11 protein-coding genes are annotated in these 12005 nt (G+C 71.7%); 5 read left to right on the top strand and 6 right to left on the bottom strand.

What is annotated here, in order from left to right; translation table 11 throughout:
* The 5 genes from KBX53_RS08840 to ftsY form a co-directional block, all read right to left on the bottom strand.
* A partial coding sequence (locus tag KBX53_RS08840) for a [protein-PII] uridylyltransferase (protein WP_210858523.1) occupies positions 1–1633 on the bottom strand: 1633 nt, incomplete at its 3' end.
* Positions 1634–1650: 17 nt separating this feature from the next.
* Positions 1651–1989 (bottom strand): P-II family nitrogen regulator, encoded by a 339-nt coding sequence (locus KBX53_RS08835; RefSeq protein ID WP_172862163.1) that lies wholly within the window; start codon positions 1987–1989, stop codon positions 1651–1653.
* Positions 1990–2014: 25 nt separating this feature from the next.
* A complete protein-coding gene (locus KBX53_RS08830; RefSeq protein WP_030335249.1) occupies positions 2015–3427 on the bottom strand; it encodes an ammonium transporter in 1413 nt (470 codons plus the stop codon).
* Positions 3428–3702: 275 nt separating this feature from the next.
* Positions 3703–4566, bottom strand: a complete 864-nt coding sequence (locus tag KBX53_RS08825; RefSeq protein WP_181539524.1) for an aminoglycoside phosphotransferase family protein — start codon at positions 4564–4566, stop codon at positions 3703–3705.
* A gap of 6 nt (positions 4567–4572) precedes the next feature.
* On the bottom strand, positions 4573–5754 hold the full coding sequence (ftsY, locus tag KBX53_RS08820) for a signal recognition particle-docking protein FtsY (RefSeq protein WP_030335252.1): 1182 nt from the start codon (positions 5752–5754) through the stop codon (positions 4573–4575).
* A gap of 183 nt (positions 5755–5937) precedes the next feature.
* Between ftsY and KBX53_RS08815 the strand changes: the two genes are divergently transcribed.
* The 5 genes from KBX53_RS08815 to KBX53_RS08795 all read left to right on the top strand — a co-directional run bounded on the left by KBX53_RS08815 (position 5938) and on the right by KBX53_RS08795 (position 10950).
* Positions 5938–7665 (top strand): alkaline phosphatase D family protein, encoded by a 1728-nt coding sequence (locus KBX53_RS08815; RefSeq protein WP_210858522.1) that lies wholly within the window; start codon positions 5938–5940, stop codon positions 7663–7665.
* Positions 7666–7675: 10 nt separating this feature from the next.
* A complete protein-coding gene (locus tag KBX53_RS08810; protein ID WP_245233712.1) occupies positions 7676–8116 on the top strand; it encodes a MarR family winged helix-turn-helix transcriptional regulator in 441 nt (146 codons plus the stop codon).
* A gap of 145 nt (positions 8117–8261) precedes the next feature.
* Positions 8262–9881 (top strand): MDR family MFS transporter, encoded by a 1620-nt coding sequence (locus tag KBX53_RS08805; RefSeq protein WP_210858521.1) that lies wholly within the window; start codon positions 8262–8264, stop codon positions 9879–9881.
* A gap of 9 nt (positions 9882–9890) precedes the next feature.
* Positions 9891–10385, top strand: a complete 495-nt coding sequence (locus KBX53_RS08800; RefSeq protein ID WP_030335260.1) for a universal stress protein — start codon at positions 9891–9893, stop codon at positions 10383–10385.
* Between the two features lie 43 nt (positions 10386–10428).
* The gene (locus KBX53_RS08795) at positions 10429–10950 is read left to right on the top strand and encodes a DinB family protein (protein ID WP_030335262.1); all 522 of its coding nucleotides are present in this window, start codon (positions 10429–10431) and stop codon (positions 10948–10950) included.
* An 11-nt stretch (positions 10951–10961) separates the two neighbouring features.
* Here KBX53_RS08795 and KBX53_RS08790 read toward each other — a convergent pair.
* Positions 10962–12005: helix-turn-helix transcriptional regulator (locus tag KBX53_RS08790; protein WP_247675327.1), on the bottom strand; the 1044-nt coding region annotated here is incomplete at its 5' end.

The following is a 12005-nucleotide window of genomic DNA, read 5'->3' as shown; positions in this document are numbered from 1 at the left end:
AGTCGGACCAGGCCGCCGGCCCGGTCGCCGCCGCGTCGGCGCGGACCAACGCGTGCAACAGGTCGAGGGTGCCGGTGTCACCGACCGCCTCGGCCACCGAGGCGATGGTGACCGGGTCGGCCAGGTCCCGGCGGGTCGCCACGTCGGGCAGCAGCAGGTGCAGCTGGACCAGCCGGCCGATCAGCTCGATCTCCGGGGCGGGCAGGCCGACCCGGGTGGCCACCGCCTGGGCGACCGGCACGCCGACGGTGCTGTGATCACCGGGGAGGCCCTTGCCGATGTCGTGCAGGAGGGCGCCGAGGAGCAGCAGGTCGGGGCGTTCCACCTCGCGGGCGTGCCGGCTGGCCTCGTGCGCGGTCTGCACGAGGTGCCGATCGAGGGTGAAGCGGTGCACGGGGTTGTGCTGGGGCAGGCTGCGCAGCCGGGTCCACTCGGGCAGCCAGCCGTCGACAAGCCCGTACCGGTCGCAGGTCTCCCAGGCGGGCACCAGCCCGGCACCGGCGCCGAGCAGGGTGATCAGCGCGGCCCGGGCCTCGGCGGGCCACGGGGCGGGCAGCGGCGGGCAGTACGCCGCCAGCCATTCGCAGGTGGCCCGCGCGATGGGGATTCGGGTGGTGGCCGACGCGGCGGCCACCCGCAGCGAGAGGCTCGGGTCCGGGCGTGCCCCGATCGCCGTGCGGGCGAGCACCACCTCGCCGTCGTGTTCCACCACGTCGCGGGCGACCGGGCGGCGGGCCGGGCGGCCGTTCCCGCCCCGGGAGCGGCCGGAGCGCAACCGGTCGGCGGCCCGGAAGGCATCGTCGAGGGCGTGGCTGACCGTGCGGGCGTCACCGGCGACCCGTCGCAGCAACGCGTCGCGGTCTTCCAGCCCGAGCAGGGCGGCCACCCCGTCGCCCTCCTGGGCGACCAGCCGGTCGACCCGCCGACCCACCTGCTGGTGCAGGGCGTCGCGGGTGTCCAGCAGGCGCAGGTGGGCGGCGCGCACGGCGGGACGCAGCGCGTCGGTGATCCCGGCGGCGGAGATCGCCCGCAGCAGCCCCACGTCGCGCAGACCACCGGCGGCCTCCTTGAGGTCGCCCTCCAGCAGGAATGCCAGCTCACCGTGGGTCTGCCAGCGGCTGGTGGTGACCTCGCGCAGGCCGGGCAGGTGCCGGACGGCGGTGCGCCGCCAGTGATCGGCGGCGGTGCTGATCAGCGCGTCGGCCAGCGCCTGGTCCCCCACGACCAGCCGGGCGTCGAGCAGCCCGAGCGCGACCGTGACGTCGTCCTGGGCCACCGACAGCGCCTCGGCGACGGTGCGGACGGACTGATCGAGCCGCAGACCCGCGTCCCAGATCGGGTACCAGACCGAGGCGGCCAACTCGTCCGTGCCGGGCACCCCGGCGTGCACCAGCACCAGGTCGAGGTCGCTGTACGGGGCGCACTGCCGCCGCCCCAACCCCCCGACGGCCAGCAGCGCCACCCCGTCGCGCGCCGGCAGCAGCCCGCGCAGGAAGGTGTCGTACGCGGCAGCCCGCCGCTGCCGAGCCGACTCCCCGATCCCTCCGGGTACGCCGACGACCTCGTTGATCAAGAGGTTCGCGTCGCCATCGGCGGCGTGCCCCGACGCGTTCTTCCTGATCAACGAGGTCATCTCAGTCGTGGCCGAGGTCAGAGTGCGTCGAGGCCGCGTTCGCCGGTACGTACCCGGACGACCTCTTCGACACCGGTGACCCAGACCTTGCCGTCACCGATCTTGCCGGTGCGGGCCGCCCCGACGATGGCGTCCACGACCTTGTCCACGTCGATCTCGTCGGTGAGCACCTCGACCCGGATCTTGGGCAGGAACTCGACCGTGTACTCGGCACCCCGGTAGACCTCGGTGTGCCCCTTCTGCCGCCCGTACCCCTGAACCTCGCTGACGGTCAGCCCGGCCACCCCGAGGGCGTGCAGGGCCTCCTTCACCGCGTCCAGCTGGTACGGCTTGATGACTGCGGTCACCAGCTTCATGTCCAACCCCTCCATCCCAGGAACGTTAACCGGCGACCTTTTCGCTGACCGGCTCGGCGGGCTCCGCCTCCGGCTTGGCCCCACTCGTCGTACCGCCACCGGGGGTGCCGATGCCGGCCATCGCGAACGCGCTTCCCGTGCCGCCGCCGGCCGGGGACAGGTCGTAGCTGCTCTCAGCGTGCTCGGCGATGTCGATGCCCTCGACCTCCGCCTCGCCCTTGACCCGGAAGCCGATCGTCTTCTCGATGACGAAGGCGAGCACCCAGGCGATGCCGAACGACCAGGCGGTGACGATCAGGCCGGCGAGGGCCTGCCGCCCGAGTTGGGTCGCGCCGCCGCCGTAGAAGAGGCCGTCGGAGGCGCCGACCACGTCGCTGATCGCGGCGTTGACCGAGTTGGTGGCGAACAGGCCGAGCCAGAGCGAGCCGATCCAACCACCGACGAAGTGCACACCGACCACGTCGAGCGAGTCGTCGTAGCCGAGCTTGTACTTGAGGCTGACGGCGAGCGCGCAGACGGCGCCGGCGACGATGCCGAGCAGGACGGCGGCCCACGGTGCGATGAAGCCACAGGCCGGGGTGATGGCGACCAGGCCGGCGACGGCGCCGGACGAGGCGCCGACCATCGTCGGCTTACGGGTCTTGACCCACTCGACGGCGATCCAGCCGAGCACCGCCGCCGCCGTGGCGAGCTGGGTGTTGATGAAGGCGAGGCCGGCGACCGAGTCGACGGTCAGCTCCGATCCGGCGTTGAACCCGAACCAGCCGAACCACAGCAGACCCGCACCGAGCGCGACCAACGGGATGTTGTGCGGCTTCATGCCCTCCCGCGGCCAACCGAGCCGCTTACCGAGGACCAGGGCAACGGCCAGGGCCGCCGCACCGGCGTTGATGTGCACAGCGGTGCCACCGGCGAAGTCCAGCGCGTGGATGTCGGCGCCGATGATGCCGCCGCCCCACACCCAGTGCGCGACCGGGAAGTAGACCAGGGTGGCCCAACCGAACGCGAACAGCAGCCAGCCGGCGAACTTGGCCCGGTCGGCGATGGCACCGCTGATCAGCGCGACGGTGATCACCGCGAAGACCATCTGGAAGGCCATGAACACGTAGAGCGGGACCCCGATGCCGCTGGGGTTCTCCGCCGTGGCACCCCACAGGTCGGTCTCGGCGAGGAAGGTCTTGGTGCCGAGGTACGCGCCCGGGTCGCCCCAGAAGCCGTTCACGTCGGTCCCGAAGGCGACGCTGAAACCGTAGAACCACCACAGAATAGAGATGAGCCCGATAGCGGAGAAGCTCATCATCATCATGTTGAGTACGCCCTTGGCCCGGTTGAGGCCGCCGTAGAACAGCGCCAGTCCGGGGGTCATGAGCAGCACGAGCGCGGTCGAAACCAGCAGCCACGTGGTATTGGCGCCGTCGATCGTCGGTGCTTCAGGCACGCTGGCCTCCTAAAAGGTGAAGTCCTCCTTCGCGGCTTTCCGGGGCAGCGTCGCCCGTAGGCCGGTTGCGCGGAAGCTTCGCGGCCGGCTGTTTCACTTTGGGTCCCGTGCGGGTTTCCGTTTCGTGACGGGTTGTTTCGGACGTGTCACGAACTCCGCACACTCATCAGCATGGACGATTGTGGATCGACCGGACGGCGGCCGTCGATGACTGACCGGCCAGACGCATCGACCGGTCCGCTTGACGGGACCGGCCGAGCATCGACGGGGCGGCCTCAGCGCAGGGCGTTCTCCAGGGCGTGCCGCTCGTAGTCGAGCAGCCGCAGATCGCGCATCGGTCGGCGCAGGTGGCCCTTGTGCACGATCCGCACGAACGCCGGCTCACCGGCGGCGGCCATCCGGCGGATCCCCTCGACGTGGTCCACGATCCGTTTGCGGATGGTCCGGATCAGCCGGTGCCGGTCCCTCGGGATCAGCCCGTACGCGTCGGCGAAGAGCCGGAGTCGGCGCGGCCGGTCCGGGTGCTTCCAACCGAGCGTGATCGAGTCACGGTCCGCGAAGATCGGCACCCAGGTCCAGGCCGCGTACGCCACGTCGTAGATCCGTGCTCCGGGTGAGGCGAGGTCGAAGTCGATCAGCCCGAGGGTGCCGTCCGGACGCCAGATCACGTTGTGCGGCGCGGCGTCGTGGTGGCAGATCACCTCGGTGTCCGGCGGCGGGGGCCCGAACGAGCGCCAGACCGCCGCCTGCGGAGGGGTGAACCCGTACTGCGCGTCGTGGAACATCCGCAGCATGGTGGCGACGGTGACCAGGGCCTCGTCGGTCACCCAGTGCGGGGCGAGCGGATATTCTCCGCACTCCCCCTCCAGGTACGACAGCACCTCACGGTTGCGCTCGTCCATCCCGAGCGCCCGGGGGGCGCCGGTGAACCCCACGTACTCCAGGTGGCGCAGCAGCGCGTGCACGGACGGGGTCCACGGCCCGGCGTTACGCCGCACCGTGTCACCCACGCGGACAACGGTGCTCACGTTGCCGCCGTGCAGCGGGATCTCCTGCGAAGTCACGTACGGTCTCCCGAGGCGCTGCGAAGGATGGCCGGGGTCACGCCAACCCGCGTACGCGCGATCGTCAGTGGTCACTCGAGACTACGCGTCCCGGCCGGTGGCCTCGGTCCCCAGCAACGCGTCGACGAACTGCGCCGGGTCGAACGGGGCCAGGTCGTCCTTGCCTTCGCCGAGGCCGACCAGCTTCACGGGGATGCCGAGCTTGCGCTGCACGGCGATCACGATGCCACCCTTGGCGGTGCCGTCGAGCTTGGTCAGCACCACACCTGTCACGTTGACCACCTCGGTGAAGACCCGGGCCTGCTCCAGCCCGTTCTGCCCGGTGGTGGCGTCGAGGATGAGCAATGTCTCGTCGATCGGGCCCTGCTTCTCCACCACCCGCTTGACCTTGCCCAGCTCGTCCATCAGGCCGACCTTGTTCTGCAGGCGGCCGGCGGTGTCGATGAGCACGGTGTCCACGCCGGTGTCGATGCCGCGCTTGACGGCGTCGAAGGCGACGCTCGCCGGGTCGGCGGCCTCGGGCCCCCGGACGGTCTCCGCGCCGACCCGTGAGCCCCAGGTCTCCAGCTGGTCGGCCGCGGCGGCCCGGAAGGTGTCGGCCGCGCCGAGCAGCACGCTGCGACCGTCGGCCACCAGCACCCGGGCGATCTTGCCGCAGGTGGTGGTCTTGCCGGCGCCGTTGACGCCGACGACCAGGACCACCGCCGGCACGCCGTCCTTGGGGGCGGTCCGCAGCGAGCGGTCCAGGCTCGGGTCGAGCGCGTTGACCAGCTCGGCGGCGAGCAGGGCCCGCAGCTCGGAGGCCGAGCGGGTGCCGAGCACCCTGGTGCGCTCCCGGAGCCGGTCGACGATGTCGCGGGTGGCGTCGACGCCGACGTCGGCGGTGATCAGGCTGTCCTCGATCTCCTCCCAGACGTCCTCGTCGAGGTGGTCCCGGGCGAGCAGGCCGAGCAGGCCCTTGCCGAACACGTTCTGTGAGCGGGACAACCGCGAGCGGAGCCGGACCAGCCGCCCGGCGGTCGGCTCGGGGACCTCCACCTGCGGTTCGAGCACCGGAGGCGGCTCGACCAGGACGCCGGTGGACAGATCGGACTCCGGTGCCTCGACCGGCGGGCCGGCGAGATCCTCCTCAGCCCTGGTGTCGACCTCGGTGCGCGGCAGCGGGGGCTCGGGCCGCCGCCGCAATCGCGGCACGACCAGCCCGACTGTGCCGGCGATCAGCACACCGAGCAGGACCAGAGCGAGGACGAGATATTCGGCCATGCCGGAATCCTGTCAGATGCCGGCGGCGGCGTCCCAGCCACCGCACCCGCAAGCGGTGCCCGGCGTCCCAGCCACCGCGCCCCGAGCGGTGCCCGGCGTCCCAGCCACCGCACCCTGAGCGGTGCCCGGCGTCTCAGCCACCGCACCCGGCCGGGGCTGCTGACCGGCGGTAGGCTCGGCCGCATGCCCGCCGCACACCTCCTCATCGGCCCACTGCTGCGGCGCGTGGTGGACACCCGGGCGACGATCTGGGTCGAGACGGCGGCACCCGCCGTGGTCACGGTCCGCACCGCAGGCGGCGCCACCGGCACCGCGCCCACCTTCTCGGCGTACGACCACCACTACGCCCTCGTGGTGGTGGAGGGGCTCACTCCGGACAGCGAGACCACCTACGAGGTCCTGGTCGACGACGAAATGGTCTGGCCGGTGCCGAGCAGCGGGTTCCCGCCGAGCGTGATCCGCACCCGGGCCGCCGACGACCGGGACCAGCCGGTCAACATGATCTTCGGCTCGTGCCGGGAGACCACCCAGCACGCCACCACCCGCAAGCTGCCGCCGGACGCGCTGGACGCGTACGCCCGGCGGTTGATGGCCGACCCGGAGTCGAACCCGCTGCCCGACCTGCTGGTGCTGCTCGGTGACCAGGTCTACGCCGACGTCACCTCGCCGACCGTGCGTCGGCTGCTGCGTCGACGGCGGCGGCGGCCGAAGGGCGCTCCGGCCGACCAGGTGGTGAGCTTCGACGAGTACACCAAGCTCTACCTGGAGTCCTGGCGTGATCCGGAGATCCGCTGGCTGCTCTCCACCGTGCCGAGCGTGATGATCTTTGACGATCACGAGATCATCGACGACTGGAACACCTCGGCGGCGTGGCGTGCCGAGGTGCGCGAGCAGCCGTGGTGGCAGGAGCGGATCGGCAGCGGGCTCGCCTCGTACTGGGTCTACCAGCACCTTGGCAACCTCTCCCCCGACGAGATCGTCGCCGATCCGGTCTTCGCGAAGGTCGTCGCCGCCGAGGACGCCACCAGCGTGCTGCGCGAGTTCGGCCACCGGGTCGACCAGGAGTCCGACCTGGCGCACGACACCGAGCGGTGGCGCGCGGTGCAGTACCAGTGGAGCTACGCGCTGGATCTGGGCCGGACCCGGCTGGTGATGCTGGACAACAGGTGCAGCCGGGTGCTCGAGTCCAACAACCGGGCGATGCTGCCGCCCGGCGAGTGGGCCTGGTTCCTCGACCAGGCGCACGGGGTCTACGACCACCTGGTGGTGGGTGCCTCGCTGCCCTGGCTGCTGCCGCAGGGCATTCACCACATCGAGGCGTGGAACGAGAAACTGGCGGACTCGCGCCGACCGTGGGTGGCGCGCGGGGCGGAGAAGCTGCGCCGCGCTCTGGACCTGGAGCACTGGGCGGCGTTCCGGCGTTCCTTCGAGGCGCTGGCGGAGACGTTCGCGCGCATCGGCACCGGCACGCCTCGACAGTCCGGGGCGCGGGTCGGGGCCGGTCCGGCGTACGCCCCACCGGCGTCGATCAGCGTGCTCTCCGGTGACGTGCACCACTCGTACGTGGCGCGGGCCCGGTTCGCCGATCCGGCGGTGGTGACTCCGGTGCACCAGCTCACCTGTTCGCCGATCCACAACCAGGTGCCGGCGGGCATCCGTCCGCTGATGCGGCTGGGCTGGTCACCCGGTCCGGCCGGGGCGACCCGGGCGTTGGCGCGTTCGGCGGGCGTACGCCGGCCGGGGGTGCGCTGGCGCAAGCTGGCCGGCCCGTACTTCGGTAACGCGGTCGCCACCCTGACCCATCGGGGGCGCGACGCCGACGTGGTGATCGAGGGCACCACGAGTGACGGGCACCTACGCCCGGTGATGCGGCGTCGACTCTCCGGGAGCAGCGGCGCGGGCGCGCCGTAGTCTCTACGCCGTGGATGAGCACCTGCCGGAGCCGATCCGGGCGGTTGAGCACGAGTTGACCGCTCTGCTGCGCCGTGGCCGGGCGGTCTCCTGGGAGATCGCCCGGGAGGTGCACCCGAATCTGGAGCCGAACACCTACGGGTTGCTGCTCTGGTTGCGGCGGAGCGGGTCGATCCGGTTGACCGAGTTGGCGGCGCGGCTGGGCGTGGGCAAGGGGACGCTGAGCCGGCAGATCAACGCGTTGGAGGTGCTCGGTCTGGTCCACCGCGACCCCGATCCGAGTGACCGGCGGGCCGCGCAGATCAGCCTGACCGAGCAGGGGCAGCGCCGGTTCGACGTGGCCCGCGCGGCCCGGCTGGGCGAGTTCGTGCGTGCCCTGGACGGCTGGTCGGAGCGCGACATCGAGGATTTCGCCCGGCTGCTCGGCCGGTTCAACGACTCCTGGCAGTAGCGCCCGGTGACCGGGAATAGGGTGCCGGTCGGACAAGTTGTTGCTTCAGGCAACTAAGGCATACGGTTGCTTCAGGCAACTCTCAGGCGGCCGCGCGCCCCGCCCTCCGCCGTTCCACCCCGACTCCGCTCGGAGGCAACAAACGATGAGCCAGGCGACAGTGCCTCCCCAGGCAACCGCCGTGACCATGACCCACCGGCAGATCCTGGAAGCACTCTCCGGCCTCCTTCTGGGCCTGTTCGTCGCGATCCTCTCATCCACGGTCATCTCGAACGCGCTGCCACGGATCATCACCGAACTGCACGGCGGCCAGTCCGCGTACACCTGGGTGGTGACCTCGGCCCTGCTCGCGACCACCGCGACGACCCCCATCTGGGGCAAGCTGGCCGATCTGACCAGCAAGAAGACCCTCGTTCAACTGGCCCTGGGGATCTACGTGCTGGGCTCGGTGCTGGCCGGCCTCGCCCAGGGCACCGGAGAGCTGATCGCGTGCCGGGTGCTCCAGGGCATCGGCGCCGGTGGCCTCACCGCGCTGGCCCAGGTGATCATGGCCACGATGATCGCGCCCCGCGAGCGGGGCCGCTACAGCGGCTACCTCGGCGCGGTGATGGCCGTCGGCACCATCGGCGGACCGCTGATCGGCGGCGTGATCGTGGACACCTCCTGGCTCGGCTGGCGCTGGTGCTTCTACGTCGGCGTGCCGTTCGCCATCGTCGCGCTGATCGTGCTCCAGAAGACCCTGCACCTGCCGGTCGTCAAGCGGAAGGCCGAGATCGACTGGTGGGGCGCCACCCTGATCACCGCAGCCGTGTCGCTGCTGCTGATCTGGGTCTCGCTCGCCGGCGACCAGTTCGCCTGGGCTTCCTGGCAGACCGCCGCCATGGTCGTCGGCGCGCTGATCCTCGGCGCCCTGGCGATCCGGGTCGAGACCCGGGCCGCCGAGCCCATGATCCCGCCGCGGCTGTTCCGCAACCGCACCATCACCCTCGCCGTGGTCGCCAGCATCGCGGTCGGTGTGGGCATGTTCGGCGCGTCGATCTTCCTGGGTCAGTACTTCCAGATCAGCCGCGGTCAGAGCCCGACCATGTCCGGCCTGATGACCCTGCCGATGATCCTCGGCCTGCTGGTCTCCTCCACTGTCATCGGGCGGGTCATCACCAGGACCGGCCGTTGGAAGCGGTACCTGGTGATCGGCTCGGCGCTGCTCACCATCGGCTTCGCGCTGATGGGCACCCTCCGCGCCGACACCAACTTCACACTGCTCAGCGTCTACATGCTGGTGATCGGCGTCGGCCTCGGCATGACCATGCAGAACCTGGTCCTCGCCGTGCAGAACACCGTCGGCCCGCACGAACTCGGCGCGGCCAGCTCGGTGGTGGCGTTCTTCCGCAGCCTCGGCGGCGCGATCGGTGTGTCCGCCCTCGGCGCGGTGCTCGCCCACAAGGTCAAGGACTACACCGCCGACGGGCTGGCCCAGCTCGGCATCCCGGCATCCAGCTCGGGCGGCGGCGGGCCCCAGCCCGACGTGCACACCCTGCCCGGCCCGCTGCGGGCGGTGGTGGAGAGCGCGTACGGCCACGGCGCCGGCGACATCTTCCTGACCGCCGCCCCGTTCGCGCTGATCGCGCTGATCGCGGTGGCCTTCATCAAGGAGGTGCCGCTGCGCCAGCACAACGGCAACCCGGTTTCCGGCGAGGTCGAGCGGGAATCGACACTCGCCGCCGGCGCTGGCGCACCCGTGATCCGTACCGGCGAGCAGAGGTGAGGTAGAACCATGGGCGTGGGAGCACCGGACCGCGAGGAGTACGGTCCCCGGGCCCGGCCGCTGCCTTTCGAGCGCGGCACGGACGGGCCACGGGTGATCATGGTGGGCGTCGACGGCACCCGCACCTCCGAGCGGGCCGGCTTCTACGCCGCAGGGCTCGCCCGTCGGCAGGGCGCCGCGCTGGTGGTGGTCTTCGTCAGCTCGCCGAGCGGGTTGACCGCGCTGGTGCCCGGGATGGATGCCGGCGCGGTCCAGCGCACCCACGACGAGCTGGCTGACGAGCTGCGTCGGGAGTGCCGGCGCGGGGCCGAGCAGTGGAGCATTCCGGTGACCCTGGTGGTGCGGCGCGGCGACGCGTACGGCGAGCTGCGCGCCGCGGCCGACGAGTTCCAGGCCGACATGGTGGTGGTCGGGGCCTCCGAGCAGGCCGGGCACCGGCTGGTCGGCTCGGTCGCCACCCGGCTGGTCCGGGCCGGCCGCTGGCCCGTCGTCGTGGTGCCCTGATAACGGGTCGCGGCTGTCGGAGGGGCCGGGCAGGATGCGCGGCATGACCTGGATCGCACCGGAGATCACCCGGACCCCCGAACCGTACGTCGGCGACGAGCGCACCATGCTCGACGGCTGGCTCGACTACCACCGGCAGACCCTGCTGCTCAAGTGCGCCGGCCTCACCGAGGAGCAGTTGCGCACACCGAGCGTGGAGCCGTCCGGGCTGACACTGCTCGGCCTGGTCCGGCACCTGGCCGAGGTCGAGGCCTGGTGGTTCCGGGAGAACTTCGCCGGCGCGCAGGTCGACTACCCGTACTTCACCCCGGAGACACCGGACGCCGACCACGACGTCAGCGCCGCCAACGCCGAAGCCGACTTCGCCATCTTCCACCGCGAGGTGGCGCTGGCCCGCGAGGCCGCCGCCGGCCACTCGCTCGACGAGACGTTCACCGAGGTCGGCCCGAAGAAGCGCACGTTCAACCTGCGCTGGGTGTACGTGCACATGATCGAGGAGTACGCCCGGCACAACGGGCACGCCGATCTGATCCGCGAACGCATCGACGGCGTCACCGGCGAGTGACCGGGTAGCCGTCAGTCCGGCCGCCCGGCCCGCAGCATGTGCTCGCCCAGCGGGGTCAGCGTGTGCACCACTGACGAACCGGCCCGGTGGGTGGCGATCAGTCCGGCCCGGCGCAGGGTGCTGGTGTGCTCGCTGGCGGAGGCGATCGAGATGCCCACCGCTCGGGCCACCTGTGAGGTGCTGAGGCCGTCGGCGACCACTTGCAGCACGGCGGCCCGGCTCCGGCCGAGCAGGTGGGCGAGGGGCTGGCCGGTGGCCAGTTCCCGCCGGGCCGGCCGGATCGGGTAGGTCAGCACCAGTGGGCCGGCCGGGTCGTCGAGCACAGCGGGCTGCGGCACGAAGTACGAGGGCACCAGGGTGACGCCCCGGCCGCCCGGCGACAGACCGACGTCCCCGCCGAAGGCGCACCGGTACGACAGCTCGTACGTGTCCCCCGTCGGCGTGAAGTGCAGGTAAGGGCTGAGGCCACGGAGCACGCGGTCGAGCCCTGCGTCCACGATGGCTCGACCGCGTACCGTCCGGTCGGCGTGCACCGCCGCGACGATCGTCTCCCAGTACGCGCCCACCGCGACGGCGTGGAAAGCCTCCATCGCATCGAGTAGGCGGCGTACCGCGGCTGGTTTCCCGTCGGCGAGCGGACCGACCCGGGGTGGCAGCTCGCCGGCCTCGATCCGCGGTCGTAGCTCCGCGGCGAGGGTCGCCGCCGGGGTGGCCGCGACCTCCGCCAACGCGGGGCCAAGCTCCCCACCGAAGCGGGGCGGGGTGAGGAAGTCCGGGAACCACCTCTCGCGACGGCACAGGTCCAGGTAGGGCCACATGACCGGGCGCAGTGCGGCACGGGTACGGGCCCGCCACGCGACCAGGTGTTCCGGCACGGTGGTCTGGAACACCCGTTGCCCGGCAGCCCCCAGCTCCAACAACACCGACGGCTCGGCACGCAACACGGTACGGCTGAGGTCCGCCGCGCTCAGGTGCAGAGTCACCACGGCATCGACGCTGCCACCTTTCGGGCGGGTGCGAAAGGGGCTGGAGACGATCCGGCGGTGCGGTGTCCC

The organism is Micromonospora sp. M51 (assembly GCF_018070305.1).
Taxonomy (GTDB): Bacteria; Actinomycetota; Actinomycetes; order Mycobacteriales; family Micromonosporaceae; genus Micromonospora; species Micromonospora parva.
The sequence above is the reverse complement of the archived record's forward strand: the minus strand, read 5'-3'. Positions and strand labels throughout refer to the sequence as shown.

Coding starts and splice junctions, on each gene's coding strand:
- ftsY (WP_030335252.1), bottom strand. CDS start 5,754: ATGGCCGAATATCTCGTCCTCGCTCTGGTCCTGCTCGGTGTGCTGATC.
- KBX53_RS08815 (WP_210858522.1), top strand. CDS start 5,938: ATGCCCGCCGCACACCTCCTCATCGGCCCACTGCTGCGGCGCGTGGTG.
- KBX53_RS08795 (WP_030335262.1), top strand. CDS start 10,429: ATGACCTGGATCGCACCGGAGATCACCCGGACCCCCGAACCGTACGTC.
- KBX53_RS08800 (WP_030335260.1), top strand. CDS start 9,891: ATGGGCGTGGGAGCACCGGACCGCGAGGAGTACGGTCCCCGGGCCCGG.
- KBX53_RS08805 (WP_210858521.1), top strand. CDS start 8,262: ATGAGCCAGGCGACAGTGCCTCCCCAGGCAACCGCCGTGACCATGACC.
- KBX53_RS08835 (WP_172862163.1), bottom strand. CDS start 1,989: ATGAAGCTGGTGACCGCAGTCATCAAGCCGTACCAGCTGGACGCGGTG.